This is a genomic window from Paracoccus sp. (in: a-proteobacteria) (assembly GCF_047973135.1).
In the GTDB taxonomy this organism is placed as follows: Bacteria; Pseudomonadota; Alphaproteobacteria; order Rhodobacterales; family Rhodobacteraceae; genus Paracoccus.
Genome location: NZ_JBKEBL010000245.1, coordinates 1 through 17,404, shown reverse-complemented (window position 1 = coordinate 17,404; position 17,404 = coordinate 1). Strand labels below are relative to the sequence as shown.

The 17,404-nt window shown below is 64.4% G+C and carries 16 protein-coding genes; 4 read left to right on the top strand and 12 right to left on the bottom strand.

What is annotated here, in order from left to right; all coding sequences use genetic code 11:
- Positions 1-95: 95 nt before the first annotated feature.
- The 9 genes from ACK5L9_RS18370 to coaBC are packed head-to-tail and all read right to left on the bottom strand — an operon-like array spanning position 96 to position 8,596.
- Positions 96-1,307: a cysteine desulfurase gene (locus tag ACK5L9_RS18370; protein ID WP_416912902.1), complete on the bottom strand. Its 1,212-nt coding sequence runs from the start codon at positions 1,305-1,307 to the stop codon at positions 96-98.
- Positions 1,304-1,897, bottom strand: a complete 594-nt coding sequence (locus ACK5L9_RS18365) for a Yip1 family protein (protein ID WP_416912901.1) — start codon at positions 1,895-1,897, stop codon at positions 1,304-1,306. The genes ACK5L9_RS18370 and ACK5L9_RS18365 overlap by 4 nt, the downstream gene beginning before the upstream one ends.
- The gene (locus ACK5L9_RS18360; RefSeq protein WP_416912900.1) at positions 1,894-2,409 is read right to left on the bottom strand and encodes a hypothetical protein; all 516 of its coding nucleotides are present in this window, start codon (positions 2,407-2,409) and stop codon (positions 1,894-1,896) included. The genes ACK5L9_RS18365 and ACK5L9_RS18360 overlap by 4 nt, the downstream gene beginning before the upstream one ends.
- Positions 2,379-3,701, bottom strand: coding sequence for a SufB/SufD family protein (locus ACK5L9_RS18355; RefSeq protein WP_416912899.1), 1,323 nt, complete (start codon positions 3,699-3,701; stop codon positions 2,379-2,381). Before ACK5L9_RS18355 ends, ACK5L9_RS18360 begins: the two co-directional genes overlap by 31 nt.
- The gene (gene sufC, locus ACK5L9_RS18350) at positions 3,701-4,456 is read right to left on the bottom strand and encodes a Fe-S cluster assembly ATPase SufC (RefSeq protein WP_416912898.1); all 756 of its coding nucleotides are present in this window, start codon (positions 4,454-4,456) and stop codon (positions 3,701-3,703) included. Before sufC ends, ACK5L9_RS18355 begins: the two co-directional genes overlap by 1 nt.
- Before the next feature lie 55 nt (positions 4,457-4,511).
- Positions 4,512-4,775: a hypothetical protein gene (locus ACK5L9_RS18345; RefSeq protein WP_416912897.1), complete on the bottom strand. Its 264-nt coding sequence runs from the start codon at positions 4,773-4,775 to the stop codon at positions 4,512-4,514.
- Positions 4,775-6,295: a Fe-S cluster assembly protein SufB gene (gene sufB, locus ACK5L9_RS18340; RefSeq protein ID WP_416912896.1), complete on the bottom strand. Its 1,521-nt coding sequence runs from the start codon at positions 6,293-6,295 to the stop codon at positions 4,775-4,777. Before sufB ends, ACK5L9_RS18345 begins: the two co-directional genes overlap by 1 nt.
- A gap of 28 nt (positions 6,296-6,323) precedes the next feature.
- Entirely contained in the window at positions 6,324-7,364 is a 1,041-nt protein-coding gene (locus tag ACK5L9_RS18335; RefSeq protein WP_416912895.1) for a cysteine desulfurase family protein, read from the bottom strand.
- Positions 7,361-8,596: a bifunctional phosphopantothenoylcysteine decarboxylase/phosphopantothenate--cysteine ligase CoaBC gene (gene coaBC, locus ACK5L9_RS18330; RefSeq protein WP_416912894.1), complete on the bottom strand. Its 1,236-nt coding sequence runs from the start codon at positions 8,594-8,596 to the stop codon at positions 7,361-7,363. Before coaBC ends, ACK5L9_RS18335 begins: the two co-directional genes overlap by 4 nt.
- Positions 8,597-8,727: 131 nt before the next feature.
- Here coaBC and ACK5L9_RS18325 point away from each other — a divergent pair, with 131 nt between their 5' ends.
- The gene (locus ACK5L9_RS18325) at positions 8,728-10,242 is read left to right on the top strand and encodes a YifB family Mg chelatase-like AAA ATPase (RefSeq protein ID WP_416912893.1); all 1,515 of its coding nucleotides are present in this window, start codon (positions 8,728-8,730) and stop codon (positions 10,240-10,242) included.
- Positions 10,243-10,324: 82 nt separating this feature from the next.
- Here the strand turns inward: ACK5L9_RS18325 and gshB are convergent, their stop codons facing one another.
- From gshB to rsmI, 3 genes are all read right to left on the bottom strand, one after another.
- On the bottom strand, positions 10,325-11,272 hold the full coding sequence (gene gshB, locus ACK5L9_RS18320; RefSeq protein WP_416912892.1) for a glutathione synthase: 948 nt from the start codon (positions 11,270-11,272) through the stop codon (positions 10,325-10,327).
- A 62-nt stretch (positions 11,273-11,334) separates the two neighbouring features.
- The gene (locus ACK5L9_RS18315) at positions 11,335-11,700 is read right to left on the bottom strand and encodes a YraN family protein (protein WP_416912915.1); all 366 of its coding nucleotides are present in this window, start codon (positions 11,698-11,700) and stop codon (positions 11,335-11,337) included.
- 86 nt (positions 11,701-11,786) lie between these two features.
- Positions 11,787-12,707, bottom strand: coding sequence for a 16S rRNA (cytidine(1402)-2'-O)-methyltransferase (gene rsmI, locus ACK5L9_RS18310; RefSeq protein WP_416912891.1), 921 nt, complete (start codon positions 12,705-12,707; stop codon positions 11,787-11,789).
- 108 nt (positions 12,708-12,815) lie between these two features.
- Here rsmI and ACK5L9_RS18305 point away from each other — a divergent pair, with 108 nt between their 5' ends.
- From ACK5L9_RS18305 to murJ, 3 genes are all read left to right on the top strand, one after another.
- Positions 12,816-14,027, top strand: coding sequence for a penicillin-binding protein activator (locus ACK5L9_RS18305; RefSeq protein WP_416912890.1), 1,212 nt, complete (start codon positions 12,816-12,818; stop codon positions 14,025-14,027).
- Between the two features lie 44 nt (positions 14,028-14,071).
- Positions 14,072-16,810, top strand: a complete 2,739-nt coding sequence (locus ACK5L9_RS18300) for a [protein-PII] uridylyltransferase (RefSeq protein ID WP_416912914.1) — start codon at positions 14,072-14,074, stop codon at positions 16,808-16,810.
- 6 nt (positions 16,811-16,816) lie between these two features.
- Positions 16,817-17,404, top strand: a 588-nt coding sequence (gene murJ / locus ACK5L9_RS18295) for a murein biosynthesis integral membrane protein MurJ (RefSeq protein ID WP_416912889.1), incomplete at its 3' end; no start/stop codon positions are given.

Sequence of the window (17,404 nt, the reverse complement as noted above, 5' to 3'; positions counted from 1 at the left end):
GCAGCGTCGCGATGGCGACCATGCTGACACGCGCACGCGGCGGCTCACATCCGTTCTTGAGGCCCGACACGTGCGGGCTACGATTCGGTCGCGCCTCAGCCGAAAAGTTCGCGGCAGAATGACAGCCCGTCGATCAGGGCATCCACCTCGTCCAGCGTATTGTACATCGCGAAAGAGGCGCGCGCGCTGGCGGTGATGCCATAGAAATCCATCAGCGGCATGGCACAATGGCTGCCGGCGCGAATCGCGATGCCCTTCTTGTCCAGAATGGTCGAGATGTCATGCGCATGCGCCCCCTGCATGGTCATGGAAAAGATCGCGCCCTTGTCGGGGGCGTCGCCCTGCACCTGCAACCAGTTCAGTGCCCGCAGCCGATCGAGGGCATGGTCGCGCAGCCTCTGTTCATGCGCGGCCACGTTCCGCATGCCAAGGCCCATCAGATATTCCAGCGCCGCGCCAAAGCCGATCTGGTTGACGATTCCGGGCGTTCCCGCCTCAAAGCGCAGCGGTGGGTCGGCATATGTCACCTCGTCGCGGCTGACGGTACGGATCATGTCGCCGCCGCCCATGAAGGGCCGCATCTCGGCCTGCCTGTCCGCCCGGATCCAGATCGCCCCCGACCCCGAGGGGCCGTAAAGCTTGTGCCCGGTGATGCAGTAGAAATCGACACCAAGCGCCGCCACATCAACCGGCATATGCACCGAGGCCTGCGAGCCATCGGCCAGCACTGGCACATCGGTGCCCCGCGCGATGGCGGCGACATCGACCACGGTTCCGGTCACGTTCGACATATGGGTGACGGCGATCAGCCGCGTGCGCGGCCCCACTGCGGCCAGCACCTTCTCGGGCGGCAGGCTGCCATCGGGTTCGGGTTCGACCCATTTCAGCACCACCCCCTGCCTTTCGCGCAGAAAGGCCCAGGGCACGATATTGGCGTGATGTTCCAGCACCGACAGCACGATCTCATCGCCCGGCTCAAGGCGCGGAGCGGCCCAGGCATAGCTGACCAGATTGATCCCCTCGGTCGAGCCGGTGGTGAACACCACCTCATCCTCGCGCCGAGCGTTCAGGAATTTCGCAACGATGGCACGGACGCGTTCGTAATTGTCAGTTGCCAGATTCGACAGGAAATGCAGGCCCCGGTGGACATTGGCATATTCGCCCTCATAGGCGCGGGTGATCGCCTCGATCACCTGACGGGGTTTCTGCGCGCTGGCACCGCTGTCCAGATAGACCAGCGGGCGACCGTTCACCTGCCGCGACAGGATAGGGAAATCGCCCCGGACGGCATCGACATCGAAACTCATTGCGGAATCTCCGGCAAAAGGCCAAAGGCGGCAGCGATGAAGGACAGCACGAAGGCGGTCACGAACAACGTGCCGATCAGCGCCAGCAGCACCTTCGCGCCGCTGGTGAAGCCGTGCAGCTCCATGCTGAATTTCACCATCAGCCAGATGGACAGAACCAGGGACAGAATGGTCATCAGGCTGCCCGCAGGCGGCAGAATCAGCGTCAGGACGATCTGCACCGCCTGAACCAGCTCCAGCACGACCTGTATCCAGACGACCAGCAGCAGCGCATCCTCGAACCGGCCCTTGCCGCCGAACATGCGCCCCACCCCCGCCATCAGACCCGCGACAAGGGCCACGGACAAAATTTGCGTTCCGGCCATGGCAAAAGGGATCGAGGGAAGCCGAAAGATCGGTGGCAGCGCCTCGTCCGGCAACGGAAAGATCAGCGTCGCCACCCATGCCACACCGGCCGAGGCTACCGCCACGATCAGCGCTGCCATCCAGCGCGCCGGAACCGGCCAGTCCGCAGCAATGACCACCCGCGCCGCCATTTGCGGATCGCGCAGGGTCAGCCCGAACAACGCCTTGAGATCGTTGAAATTCATACTCGCCTCGCCAACGCGGAAATGCCCGCGCCCCAGATCGTCAGAAAACCCAGCCCCGTCACCGCCTGCGTCGATGTCAGCGCCGGTCCGGGGCCGATCAGCCCCGCCACCATCCCCGTCAGCAGCATCGCAGGCGCCACCGCCAGCAGCGCCCAGAACAGTGCCAGCCGCGAATCCTCTGGCTTCAGGCGGCGCGGAAACAGATGCGAGGCCAGCGCGACCAGCGAGGCCACAGCATAGACGATCAGCGGCATCAGGAACATCACCGCCAGCAGGGAACCGCCCATTCGCGCCTCGAAGGGCACGGATGGATCCAGCGCCGCGTCGCGGGCATGCATCGGGGCCTGCGCGATCAGAAAGATCAGCATCGCCGCCATCAGCACCGCCAGCATGACCCGTTCGGGCATGCCCTGAAGGCTGCGCACCACGCGGCGCGGTGCCCACCAGCTTTGCAGGATGCGCGGCACCATGCCGCCGCGCGTCACTGTCCGTTTGCGCGCCGGGTCAGCCAAGCTTCCAACCGCTCATTGATCTGGCCACGCAGAACCTCGTCCTCGATTTCCTCCAGCGCGTCGGCAAGGAAGGACAGGACCAGAAAGACGATGGCGCGATCCTTTGGCACCCCGCGAGAGCGCAGATAGAACAGCGCGGTATCGTCTATGGCCCCGGTCGTGGAACCATGCGAGCATTTCACGTCATCGGCGTGGATTTCCAGTTCCGGCTTGGCCAGAAACTGACTGCGCTCATCCAGCAGCAGCGCCTGGCTAAGCTGATAGCCATCGGTCTTTTGCGCGCCGGGTTTGACCAGAATCTTGCCCTGAAACACCCCCTCGGCACCGTTCTTCAGCACCTTCTTGAAGACCTGACGGCTTTCGCAGCGTTCGGCGGAATGCGTGATGAACACAGTGTCGTCATGGTGGAACGGGCCGACATTACCGTCACCCAGCACCGCGCCCGCGATATGGGCCACCGCATCGTCGCCGACGATGTCGATCACCCCCTCGTGCCGCATCAGCGTGCCGTTCACCGCCAGCGCAAAGCTTTTCAGCAGCGCCCCGGCCTCGACCCTCGCGAACAGATGCGACAGCCCGACCTTCTGATGCCCGGCACGCTTGGCGGCGATATGGTGCAACCGCGCGCCTTTCGCCAGATCGACCTCGATCGCCCCGTTCGAGCGCGCGCCCGCCATGCCGGTTTCCAGCAGCGTCAGCTCTGCGCCTTCTTCGACCCGGATGACGTGATGCCAGACGACATCGGCATCGGCGGCCTGACGGCGATGCATGATATGCACCGGCTTCGATGGCTTGCCGGTCACGCGGATCAGCACGCCCTCGGTGGCAATGGCGGTATTCAACGCGGCGAAGGGGCGATGAACGGGCCTTTGCGCGGCAGCCTCAAGCCGGCCATAGATCGACTCGGCCCAGTGATCGGGCTGCGCCCCGGCGCGGGACAGCAGGTCGATCCCCAGCCCCTCAAGCGTCAGGTCGTCCGATTCCGCCGCGTCAAAGACACCATCCACGAAAACCAGTGTCAGCCGGTCCAGATCGGTGAAAAGCGGCGAATCAGGGGCCTTGCCCTCGACGGGAATCGGCTGCGGCGCAGGGTCATTGAAGGGGCGCGGGTTGGTATAGCGCCAGTATTCGTCGCGCGGACCGGGCAGGCCCATCGCGCGCAGACGTACCAGCGCATCGGCCCGCGCCGGGGCGGCAAAGCCCCCCTGCGGCAGGCAGGCGGCATCCAGCCGCGCCTGAAGGGCATCGGCCGCGCCACCGGCGGGCCGGTTCTGAACTTCGGCCTCGGGCATCAACCGGCCTCCGTCAGAAGATCGCCGTAACCCTCTTCCTCGACTTGCAGGGCCAGCTCGGGGCCGCCGGTTTTCACGATGCGGCCATCGGCCAGGATATGCACGACATCGGGCTGAATATGGTTCAGCAGGCGCTGATAATGGGTGATCACCAGAAAGCTGCGATCCGGGCCGCGCAGCGCGTTCACGCCATCGGCAACCAGCCGCATCGCATCGACATCAAGGCCGCTGTCGGTCTCGTCCATGATGCACATGCGCGGTTCCAGCATGGCCATTTGCAGGATTTCGTTGCGCTTCTTTTCGCCCCCCGAAAAGCCCACATTGACCGGGCGTTTCAGCATCTCGGCGTCGATCTGCAATTCCTTCGCCTTCGCACGCACCACCTTGAGAAACTCGCCCGAGGACATTTCCTCTTGCCCACGCGCCTTGCGCTGCGCATTCACGGCGGTGCGCAGAAAGGTCATGTTGCCGACGCCGGGAATTTCCACCGGGTACTGAAAGGCCAGAAACAGGCCGGCAGCGGCGCGCGCCTCGGGTTCCAGCGCCAGCAGATCGCCGCCATTCAGCAGGGCCGAACCCTCTGTCACCTCATAGCCGTCGCGCCCCGACAGGACATAGGACAGGGTCGATTTCCCCGATCCGTTCGGCCCCATGATCGCATGGACCTGACCAGCGGGAACCTCTAGCGAAAGGCCCTTCAGGATCTGCTTGTCCTCTTCCTCAAGTTTGACGTGCAGATTATTGATTTTCAGCATTTTTTATTCCGTTTAAAAAGCCAGGCAGCGATGGCTGGCCAGGTAGCAGGCAACCTCAGCGGCGATCGGGGGCGGGGCCGGGCGGATGTTCCCCGAAGCGGGCGTTCAGCATGGCCAGCGAAATACCGTAATAGCCCGCGGCAAACAGCAGCGTCAGGAAAAAGCCCGACCACGCACCGCCTTGGGTGGCGAAGCTGTGATTGACCATCCCGACCAGCAGCATCCCCATCAGAACCACCACGATATGCAACCATAGCGGCCCTGAAGGGCGCTGTTTCAGCAGGCGGCGAATCTGCGCCGTCGAAATTCCGTTCAACATCAGCCCACACTCCCCTCAAGACTGATCGCGACAAGGCTTTGCGCCTCCATCGCAAATTCCATCGGCAGCGCCTGCAACACGTCCCGGCAAAAGCCGTTCACGACCAGCGCCACGGCCTCTTCCTCATCCATGCCGCGCGACCGGCAATAGAACAACTGATCGTCATCGACCTTGCTGGTCGTCGCCTCGTGTTCGACCCGGCTGCTGGTGTTCCTGACCTCGATATAAGGCACGGTATGCGCCCCGCATCTGTCGCCGATCAGCAGGCTGTCACATTGCGTATAGTTGCGGCTGTTCGCGGCCTTGGGATGCATCGAAACCTTGCCGCGATAGGTGTTCTGCGCCCGCCCCGCCGAAATTCCCTTGGAAACAATGCGAGAGCGGGTGTTCTTGCCAAGATGGATCATCTTTGTGCCGGTATCGGCCTGCTGATGATTGTTGGCGATGGCGATCGAATAGAACTCGCCCTGCGATTCGTCTCCGCGCAGAATGCAGGAGGGGTATTTCCAGGTGATCGCGCTGCCGGTTTCCACCTGCGTCCACATCACCTTGGCCCGCGCCTCGCGGCAATCGGCACGCTTGGTCACAAAATTATAGATGCCGCCCTTGCCGTTCTCGTCGCCGGGGAACCAGTTCTGCACGGTCGAGTATTTGACCTCGGCATCCTCCAGCACGACGATTTCCACCACGGCGGCGTGCAACTGAATCGTGTCGCGCTTGGGGGCAGTACAACCCTCAAGATAGCTGACATAGCTGCCCTTGTCGGCGATGATCAGCGTGCGTTCGAATTGCCCGGTATTTTCGGCGTTGATGCGGAAATAGGTGGACAGCTCCATCGGGCAGCGCACACCGGGCGGGACATAGACGAAAGAGCCGTCCGAAAACACCGCTGCATTCAGCGCGGAATAGAAATTGTCGCCCTGAGGCACGACACTGCCCAGATATTTCCGGACCAGATCGGGATGTTCGCGGATCGCCTCGCTGATGGAACAGAAGATGACCCCGGCACGCGCCAGTTCATCCTTGAAGGTAGTGCCGACGCTGACACTGTCGAACACCGCGTCCACGGCGACCTTGCGCCCCTCGACCGGAGTGTCGCCCGCGCCCTCGACCCCGGCAAGGATCATCTGTTCTTTCAGCGGGATACCCAGCTTTTCATAGGTGGCCAGCAGCTTGGGATCGACCTCGTCCAGCGATTTCGGTTTTTCCACCATGCTTTTCGGGCGGGCATAATAATACTGATCCTGAAAATCGATATCCGGAATATCCAGCAGCGCCCATTCCGGCAGTGCCATCTGCTGCCAGCGTCGGAAGGCCTGCAACCGCCATTCGGTCATCCATTCCGGTTCAGCATTCTTTTGCGAGATCAGACGAACGATATCCTCATTCACGCCCTTGGGCGCGTATTCCATCTCGATCTCGGTATCCCAGCCGTATTTGTAACTGCCCATGCCCTGAACAGTTTCGACGGTTTCCCGGTCAACGCCTTCGCGTATATCAAGATCGGCGGGTTCGTTCATCCTGTGTCCTTCCTGGGTAAAATATCGCTTACCCGTTCCTGTCGCGCCATCGGTGATACGCTTTTTCCCAAGCTGCCGCAAATCGGTTCGTCTGATCGTCGTCCAAAGCCGGGTTTATCGAGATGCGGATGACCGACTGCGCCTCGGAATCGCTGAAGCCCATCGCCTGCAAGGTGCCGCTGGCGCGGACCTTGCCCGAAGAACAGGCCGACCCCGCCGAAACCGCAAACCCCGCCAGATCCATCTGCATGACCTGAGTTTCGCCCTTCCATCCCGATGTAAGCAGACAGGTCGTGTTCGGCAAGCGTCTTGCCTTCGCGCCGACGATCACGACACCCGGCGCGGCGTCCAGCAACCGTGCCTCAAGCGCGTCACGCCGGGCGGCAACCTGTTCCCACAGCCCGGCCTCAAGATCGCGCTGCGCCGCCATTGCTGCCGCCGCAAAGCCTGTGATGCCGATCAGGTTCTCGGTTCCGGCCCGGCGGCCCTGTTCCTGACCGCCGCCGCGAATCAGCGCCGGAATGTCGGTACCCTTCTTCAGGATCAGCGCGCCAACGCCTTTTGGCCCGCCCAGCTTATGCGCGGCGACAAAACCCGCCGTGATTCCCAGCCAGTTGAAGGCAAAGGGCACCTTGCCGAATGCCTGGGTCAGATCGCTGACCGCCAGCCCCTCGGGCAGGGTCTGGATCACGCCGGTTTCACTGTTGGCCAGTTGCAGCGTGCTGTTCGCCGGATCGGCGACGGTGACGATTCCATCCCCATCCACCGGCAGGGCCGGATCACACCAGACCTTGACCGCGCTGTGTTCGACCGGCGCGCAGGACATGCCGCGCCCGGCCAGCATCATCGCGGCTGCCTCGGTCGCGCTGCCGGTAAAGATCACATCCGCGCCTTCCGCGCCCAGTGCCGTCGCGACCTGTTCGCGGGCGCGCTCAAGCGCCATTTTCGCCGCCCGCCCCTCGGCATGGACCGACGAGGGGTTGCCCGAAACATCCATCGCGCCGATCATCGCGTCCCGCGCCTCGGGGCGCAGCGGCGTGGTGGCGTTCCAGTCGAGATATGTCCTCATCCAAGCGCGTCCGCAATCCGGTTGGCCAGAATCCGCGCCACGGCATCCTTGCTCATGCGCGGCCAGTCCTCGGCCCCGTCTTCGGTAATCAGGGTCACGGCGTTTTCCCGTCCGCCCATGATGCCGGTCGAGGGCGAGACATCGTTGGCGACGATCCAGTCACAGCCCTTGCGCAGCCGTTTCGCCGCCGCATATTCGGCAACATCGTTGGTTTCCGCCGCAAAGCCGACCACCAGTTCAGGCCGCCGCCGGTCAAGCCGACTGAGCCAGGCCAGGATGTCGGGATTCTCGGCCATCTCAAGATTGGGCGGATTGCCCGAGCCATCCTTTTTCAGCTTTCTGTCTGCCGGATTGATCACCCGCCAGTCCCCCACCGCAGCCGCCATCACCGCGACATCGGCAGGCAGGGCACCATCCACCGCATCGCGCATCTGCGCTGCGGTCTCGACCCGGATGACACGGACCCCTTCGGGCGGGGGAACGATGGCGGGGCCGGTCACAAAGCTGACATCAGCCCCCAGATCGCGCAGCGCCCCGGCAATCGCGGCACCCTGCGCCCCGGACGAACGGTTAGCGATAAAGCGCACCGGATCGATGGGTTCGAAGGTTGGACCCGAGGTGACGATGACATGCCGCCCGTGCAGGCGCTGGGGCTGCCCGACCTCGGCCTCGGGACCAAGCTTCAGCGGCGTGTTGGCCAGCGCCTTGTTGATCGCGGCGATGATCGCTTCGGGCTGCGCCATGCGACCGGGACCGTATTCACCGCAGGCCATCTCGCCCTCGTCAGGGCCGACGAACAGGATGCCGTCATCGCGCAGAATGGCCAGATTGCGCTGCGTGGCGCGGTGCTCCCACATGCGCACATTCATCGCGGGTGCAATCAGCACCGGCTTGTCCGTCGCCAGCAGCAAGGTCGAGGCCAGATCGTCCGCCGCACCATGCGCCATCCGCGCCATCAGATCGGCCGTCGCGGGCGCGACGACAACCAGATCGGCATTGCGCGACAACTGTATATGCCCGATTTCCGCCTCGGTCGAGATGTCGAACAGCCCGGCATGCGCCTTTTCCCCCGCCAGAACCGACAGGGTCATGGCGGTGGTGAATTCGGCACCCGCCTGCGTCAGCACCGGCGTCACCGCCATGCCCTGCCCCCGAAGCAACCGGATAAGCTGCGGCACCTTGTATGCCGCGATTCCGCCGCCGATGATCAATAGGATACGCTTGCCGTTCATTCCGAAACCCCTGAATAATACATCTGTCAAATAAACCCGCGCCCAATCTGCCACAAGGACGCGGTCGCGTTAACCTTTCCTTAAACGATCCCCGTTAACCAATTTTCAGGCAAGCTTTCCTGGGGGTGCAGATGATCGCGATCGCCTATTCGGTCGCCTTCGAGGGAATCGAGGCGCGGCTGGTCGAGGTCCAGTGTTCGGTCGCGGCCGGGTTGCCGGGCTTTGCCATTGTCGGACTGCCCGACAAGGCCGTCAGCGAGGCGCGAGAACGGATCAGGGCAGCGTTCGGCGCGCTGGCCATCGCGCTGCCGAACAAGCGGCTGACGGTGAATCTGTCGCCTGCCGACATGCCGAAAGAGGGCGCGCATTTCGACCTGCCCATCGCGCTGGCGATCCTTGCTGCGCTGGAAATTGTGCCCGCCGATGAACTGGCGCGCTGCGTCTGCCTGGGCGAGATGGCGCTGGACGGGCGGCTGGTTCCGGTCGCGGGCGCGCTGCCCGCCGCGATGGCTGCGGCCGAGGACGACCGTGCCCTGATCTGCCCCCGCGCCTGCGGACCCGAAGCGGCCTGGGTCGCCTCGGTTCCGGTTCTGGCCCCCGCCAGCCTGCGCGAGGCAGTCGATCATTTGACCGACCGCAGCCCGCTGGCCCGCGCCACGCCGGGGGTGATCAGCGATCTTCCGCCGGTCGGCTGCATGTCCGAGGTCAAGGGCCAGGAACGCGCAAAGCGCGCGCTGGAAATCGCCGCCGCCGGACGCCACCACCTGCTGATGGTCGGTCCGCCCGGCGCGGGCAAATCCATGCTGGCCGCGCGCATGGCCGGGCTGATGCCACCGCTGACCCCGGCCGAGGCGCTGGAAACCTCGATGATCCATTCGCTGGCGGGGACGCTGGACGATCACGGCATCATGCGAATCGCCCCCTTTCGCGAACCGCATCATACGGCCTCGATGGCGGCAATCGTCGGCGGCGGGCGCGGCGCGCGGCCGGGCGAGATCAGCCTTGCCCATAACGGGCTGTTATTCATGGATGAGTTTCCGGAATTTCCACGCCAGGTTCTGGAAACCCTGCGCCAACCCATCGAGACGGGCGAGGTGACGGTGGCGCGCGCCAATGCCCATATCCGCTATCCCTGCCGCTTTCTGCTGATCGCCGCAGCCAATCCCTGCCGCTGCGGTCATCTGGCCGATGCGGCCCAGGCCTGTTCGCGCGCGCCGCATTGCGGGGCCGATTACATGGGCCGGATTTCGGGCCCGCTGATGGACCGCTTTGACCTGCGGCTGGAGGTTCCGGCGGTGGGGTTCATGGATCTGGAGCTGCCATCCGGCGGCGAAAACTCGGAGGTGATCGCGGCACGGGTCTTGACGGCGCGAGAAATTCAGGCGCGGCGCTTTCGCGACCACCCGCGCCTGAGGGTCAATGCCGATGCCTCGGGCCGGATACTGGACGAGATTGCAAGCCCCGACAGCGAAGGCCGCGCGTTGATCCTGAAGGCGTCAGAACGGCTGGGGCTGACGGCGCGCGGCTATCACCGGATCCTGCGCACAGCCCGCACCATTGCCGATCTGGCAGGCAGCGACGAGGTGCAGGTGCCGCATCTGGCCGAGGCGATCAGCTATCGTCTGCCTTTCGTGCCGGGCGGATAAAATCCGCCCGGATTGCGTCCCGCGGAAAGGAGCTGCGCCCCGGCCCCATCGAGGGGCCGGGGCGCAGGCGCATTCGCGCGGTCTAGCGGCTGGCCAGCCGGGTTTCGATCGCCTGCCAGATCAAAGCGGCAGCATTGACACCATCAAAGCGTTCGAGCTCTTGAATGCCGGTCGGCGAAGTCACGTTGATTTCGGTCAGCCAGCCGTCGATCACGTCGATGCCGGTGAAGATCAGGCCCTTTTCGCGCAGAACCGGGCCGATCCGGGCACAGATCTCGTGCTCGCGTTCGGTCAGGCCGATTTTCTCGGCGCGCCCGCCGACATGCATGTTGGACCGCGCCTCGCCTTGTTGCGGTACCCGGTTGATCGCTCCGACGGGGGCGCCATCAACCAGAATGATCCGCTTGTCGCCCCTTGTCACGGCGGGCAGATATTTCTGCGCGATCATCGGTTCGCGGTTGATCCCGGCGAAGGTTTCCAGAAGCGAGGACAGGTTCGGATCGTCGGGGCGCAGGTGGAACACCCCTGCCCCGCCGTTGCCATAGAGCGGCTTGACGATGATGTCGCCATGCCTGTCGCGAAAGCGCCGGAAAGCCGCCGGGTCACGGGCGATCATGGTTGGCGGCGTCAGGTCGGGAAAATCCAGCACCATCAGCTTTTCGGGGCAATTACGCACCCAGAACGGATCATTCACGACCAGCGTGGCGGGATGCACCCGGTCCAGCAGATGCGTCGAGGTCACATAGGCCATGTCGAAAGGCGGATCCTGACGCAGCCAGACCACGTCAAATTCGCTGACATCGACCTCGGCCCAGTCACCGAAGGTCACGTGATCGCCCTGTCTGCGCCGAAGGCTGACCGGGCGGCCCCGGGCGATCACCCGACCCTCGTCATAGCGCAACTGGTCAACCGTATATTGGAACAGGCGATGTCCGCGCGCCTCGGCCTCCAACCCGATGCGGAAAGTGCTGTCGGCATCGACCGACACAGCCTCGACCGGATCCATCTGCAACGCGACGTAAAGGCTCATGCGGACCTCCTGCAAGTTTCGGGGCGCTTGTCGCCCGATGACCGGCAGGATGCAAGGCCCCCTCAGGCGTCGGCAAAGGCGTTTTCGATAACCTCGACCCGGCCCGTCCAGTCCACAAGCGCGGCATCGAATCGCATTTCGGTCAGCAGCCCGCCCGGCAAGGCCCCGCAATATTCGTTTGCGGCAAGGCAGATGCGGTCCATCTGGCGGCGGCCCAGGCGTCCCGCCGCGCGGGCATGATCGGCACCCGCCTTGACCTCGACGAAGACAACGCAATCGCCTTTGCGGCAGATCAGATCGACCTCACCCGCCGCGCCGCGCCAACGTCGGGCAAGAATCGTATGGCCGGTGGCCTCATAGCGGGCGGCTGCCGCATCCTCGGCCAGCGATCCGGCGAGGCAGGCCACAGCACCGCGCCGCCCGCGCATGCCTGCGCGGGCGGCAAAACCGCCAGCGCGGCCCTGACCCCGGCCTGTCCAGCCCCACGTGTCCGCAATACCCAACGATGCTGCCATCATACCTTCCGTTCCTGTTCGTCGCCGTCCGGCGCAAGCGCCAGCGCGGCCTGATAGACATCCCGCCGGGGCAGGCCCAGTTCCTGCGCCACCTCGCGCGCGGCATCCTTGACGGTCATCCGTCCCAGACGCGCGCGCAGTGCCGCCGTCACCTGCTCCACACCGGCAACGACCGGCGTGGGCCGGTCAAGCACAAGAACCACCTCACCCTTCAGCGATGCGATGCGCGGATCGGCCACGAGTTCGGCGGCTGTTCCCCGGATCACCTCTTCGAATTTCTTGGTCAGCTCCCGCGCCACAACGATAACGCGATTCGCCTCAATCTCGCAGAGATCTCTTAATGTTCGGTTAACGCGTCTCGGGCTTTCGAACAGGATCACCGTCGCATCCACCGCCGCCCATTGCCGCAGCCACGCCGCGCGCGCCGCCGCCGTGGCGGGCGGGAATCCGGCAAACAGAAAGCGGTCGCTTGGCAGGCCCGACAGGCTGAGCGCGGCCAGCGCCGCCGATGGCCCCGGCACGGCATGGACCCGCGCCCCTGCCCCGGCTGCGTCGCGGGCCAGCCCAAAGCCCGGATCGGCGACCAGCGGCGTGCCCGCATCCGAGGCATAGGCCACGCTTTTTCCATCCTCCAACGCCTGTATCAGCGCCGGGCGGGCGCGGTCGGCATTGTGGTCATGATAGGCCAGAATCCGGCGACCGCGCAGGGGAATGCCGTGGATATCCATCAGATGCCGCATGACGCGCGTATCCTCGGCGGCCAGCATCTCGGCCGAGTTCAGCACGTCCAGCGCCCGCAGCGTGATGTCCCGCGCCGTCCCGATGGGGGTTGCGACCAGATAAAGACCCGGATCCAGCCGGGCGGCTTCGATATGCGCCTTCAGACGCTGTGGCCCTTCGGCCCCGGGCAAATCGGTCATCCCTGCCTCCTTGCGGTCAACTCGCCTTTCGTCCGATTGCCATTCCCGGACGATGATCCTACCCTGCGCCGGATCCTGCCGACCCATAGCACAACAGGGAATTCTCACATGCCCGCATTCGCCACAAGCCTGCGCCCGTCACCGATGCGCCGCGCGATCCTGCGCGCCGGCGCGTTGATCTCGGCCTTTGTCATCGCCGCTTGTCAGCCCGTCGGCACCGGCACGGGCGAACGCGCCGGTCCCGATACCGGGCAGCTTATCGACCCGGCGCAGCCGGTACAGGTGGCACTGCTGGTTCCCGGCGGCTCGGGTTCGGCCAATCTGGAATGGCTGGCGCGCAGCCTGAAGAATGCCGCGCGGATGGCCGCGGGCGATGCCCAAGGCGCAGCCATCGACCTGCGGATCTATGACAGCGGGGCCAGCACCGAAAAGGCCGTGGCCGATGCCAATGCCGCCGCCGATGCCGGGGCAAAGATCATCATCGGCCCGCTTTACGCCGAGGCCGCCAATGCCGTGGGTCACGCCATGGCCTCGCGCAATGTCAACGTCTTGTCTTTTTCGAACAATGCCGAGATCGCGGGCGGCAATGTCTTTATCCTGGGCAACAGCTTTGAAAATGTCGCCAACAGGCTGGTCAGCTATGGCGTGCGCAATGGCAAGCGCAACCTTTATGTCGTGGCGGAAAACGACGTCGCGGGCCAGATCGGCGGCCGCGCCATCGAGACCGCCATTGCCCGCAACGGCGCAAGGCTGGCGGGGCGCAGCAATCACCCGGTCTCGGTCAGCGGCATCGACATGGTGACGCCGCAGATCGTTGCCGCCGCGCGCTCGGGTCAGGTGGATGCGGTTTTCATGACCGCCAACAACCAGGCTGTGCTGCCCTATCTGACCGAAAAGCTGGCCGCCGCCGGTGTCACGTCGCAGGTGACGCAATTCATGGGCCTGACCCGCTGGGACGAGCCCGCCTCGCGATTGTCGTTGCCGCAATTGCAAAGCGGCTGGTTCGCGATCCCCGATCAGGGGCTGAAGCAGCAGTTCCAGGCCCGCTATCAGGCCGCCTATGGTGAAAGGCCGCACGAGCTGGCGGGGCTGGCCTATGACGGCGTTGCGGCCATCGCCTCGCTGGTCCGGGCGGGCAAGCGCAATGCGCTGACCAGCGGCGGCCTGACCCAAAGCGCGGGCTTTTCGGGCGTCGATGGCGTGTTCCGCCTGCGCCAGGACCGTACCGCCGAACGCGGGCTGGCCGTCGCCACGATCCGGGGCAATCAGGTCGTCATCCTCGATCCGGCACCGCGCGGCTTTGGCGGCTTCGGGTTCTGACCTTGGACGCGCCCCGTTCAGCGGTCACGCAAAGCGCCCCGGCCCTGCCGGGCGCGCATGGTATCTATGACCCCGGCAGCTTTCTGCCGCAACTGGACAGGGCGCTGTCCGGCATCGACAAGCCACGAGAGATTCGCTCAAAGACCGTCGCCCTGTTGTCAGAGGCCCGCGCGGCGGCCATGGCCGATATCGGCGCGGGTTTCGACAGCCATCCCCGTGCCGCCCGCGAAACCGTGCGCGCCATCGCCGCGCTGACCGACGCCATTGTCACGGCGGTCTTTCACGTCTCGACCCGGCATCTGCACCGCCCGCATTCCTCGGCCGATGGCGAAAGGCTGGCGGTGCTGGCGGTGGGCGGCTATGGCCGGGCCGAGATGGCGCCGGCTTCGGATGTCGATCTGTTGTTCCTGACACCCTACAAGATCACCCCATGGGCCGAAAGCGTGGTCGAATCCATGCTGTACATGATGTGGGATCTGAAGCTGAAGATCGGTCATTCGATCCGTACGGTGGATGACTGCCTGCGTCTGGGGGCAGGTGACATGACGATCCGCACCTCGCTGGTGGAACACCGGCTGGTGACGGGCCATGCCGGGCTGGCGCAGACCCTGCGCGAAAGGCTGTGGTCGGAACTGTTTGAAAAGACCATCCCGGAATTCATCGAGGCCAAGCTTCAGGAACGCACCTCCCGCCATCAGCGGCAGGGCGGCCAGCGTTACGTGCTGGAACCCAATGTGAAAGAGGGCAAGGGCGGGCTGCGCGACCTGCAAACCCTGTACTGGATCGCGAAATACATCCACCGCGTCGATCGTGCCGTGGAACTGGTCGATCTGGGCGTCTTTACCCGCGACGAACATCTGTCCTTCTGGCAAGCCGAGGATTTCCTGTGGGCGGTGCGCTGCCATCTGCATCTGATCGCGGGCCGCCCGGTCGATGTGCTCAGCTTTGACATGCAGGTCGAGGTGGCGCGGCGCATGGGTTACAAGGATACGCGGGCGCGGCGCGGGGTCGAGTATTTCATGCAGGACTATTTCCGCCACGCGACCCGCGTGGGCGAACTGACCCGCGTGTTCCTGACCGCGCTGGAGGCGAACCATGTCCGCAAGGCCCCGATCCTGGGCCGCATCTTTCGCCGCCGCCGCCAGATGAGGGCGGGCTTCGTGGACCGTCATGGCCGCATCGCCATTCAGGACGATGTGGAATTCCTGCGCAACCCGCTGAACATCCTGCGAGTCTTTGAAGAGGCGCTGCGCACAGGCGTGCTGATCCATCCCGACGCCATGCGCCTGATCGCAGCCAATCTGGACCTGATCGACGACAAGGTCCGGCTGGATCCCGAAGCGATGCGCATCTTCATGGATCTGCTGTTGCGCCACGGCAATCCCGAACGCGCCCTGCGCCGGATGAACGAGCTGGGGGTGCTGGCCGCCTTTATCCCCGAATTTGAACCCGTCGTGGCGATGATGCAGTTCAACATGTATCACCATTACACGGTGGACGAACATTCCATCCAGTGCATCGCCGCCCTGGCCGAGATCGAGCGCGGCGAACATCCCGACGATCTGCCCATCTCCAGCGAGATCATGAAAGAGGGCGTCAACCGCAGGGTACTGTATCTGGCCACGCTGCTGCATGATATCGGAAAGGGCCGGCCCGAGGATCACTCGATCCTGGGCGCGCGGATCGCGCGGCGCATCGCCACGCGCTTTGGCTTTTCGCCCGAGGATGTCGAAACCGTCGAATGGCTGGTGCGCAACCATCTGCTGATGTCGGATGTCGCCCAGAAACGCGACATATCCGACCCCCGCACATTGCGCGACTTTGCCAAGGCGGTGAAAACGCGCAAACGGCTGGATCTGCTGCTGGTGCTGACCGTCTGCGATATTCGCGGCGTCGGCCCCGGCGTCTGGAACAACTGGAAGGCCGTTCTGCTGCGTCGCCTGCATCAGGAAACAGCCGCCGCGCTGGAAGGCGGAATGGAGGAACTGAACCGCGACAAGCGCCAGAACGAGGCCAAGCGGTCCCTGCGTCACCTGCTGATCGGCAAGGGCTGGGACGCCAGGGCGATCCGCGCCGAGGCCGCGCGCCATTATGACAATTACTGGCCCGGCCTGCCAACCGAAGTTCAGGCGATCTTTGCCGAGTTGCTGCGCCAGATTGGCCCCGTCGAAATCCGCATCGACCTGCGGGCCGATCCCGACCGCGACGCGACCAGCGCCGCCTTTGTGCTGGCCGACCATCCGGGCATCTTCTCGCGGCTCTGCGGGGCGCTGACGCTGATGGGTGCGAATGTGGTGGATGCGCGCACCTATACCACGCGCGACGGCTATGCGACCGCCGTGTTCTGGATTCAGGATTCCGAGGGCCACCCCTTTTCAGAAGAGCGGTTGCCCCGCCTGCGCCAGACCATCCTGCGTACCCTGAAAGGCGAAATCGTCGCCCGCGACGCCTTTGCCAGCCGCGACAAGCCGAAAAAGCGCGACCGCGAATTCAGGTTCCCGACGCATATCACCTTCGACAACGAGGGCAGCGACATCTATACCATCATCGAAGTCGATACCCGCGACCGCCCCGGCCTGCTGTATGATCTGACCCGTGCGATGGCCCGCAATCACATCCAGATCGTCAGCGCGGTGATCGCCACCTATGGCGCGCAGGTGGTTGACAGTTTCTATGTCAAGGACATGTTCGGGCTGAAACTGCAAAGCGAGGCAAAGCGCGAAGCGCTGGAAAAGAAACTGCGAGAGGCAATGGCCAGCGGGGCCAAACGGGCAGAGGAATAGCGAAAAATGAAACCGGGACTGGTGCGCGGATTCCTGTCGGTGGGAATCTGGACCCTCATCTCGCGCGTGTCGGGCTTTGTCCGCGACATCCTGATGGCAAGCTGGCTGGGGACCGGGCCTGTGGCCGAGGCGTTCCTGATCGCCCTGTCCCTGCCAAACATGTTCCGCCGCTTTTTCGCCGAAGGGGCGTTCAACACCGCCTTCGTGCCGATCTTTTCCAAGAAGCTGGGCGACACCGAGGACGCGCAACGCTTTGCGCAGCAGGCATTTTCTGGCCTGTTCATCGTCGTTCTGGTCCTGTCCGCCGTGGCCATGATCCTGATGCCGGGGCTGGTCTGGCTGATGGCCTCGGGCTTTGCGGGGGATGAAAGGTTCGGGCTGGCTGTCGAATATGGCCGTATCACCTTTCCCTATATCCTGCTGATCTCGATGGCCTCGATGATCTCGGGGGTGCTGAACGCGAATGGCCGCTTTACCGCCGCCGCCGCCGCGCCGGTGCTGCTGAACCTGCTGTTCATCGCCGCCATGGGGCTGGGGCGGTGGCGGGGCTGGGATCTGGGGCTGACGCTGGCATGGGCGACGCCGCTGACCGGG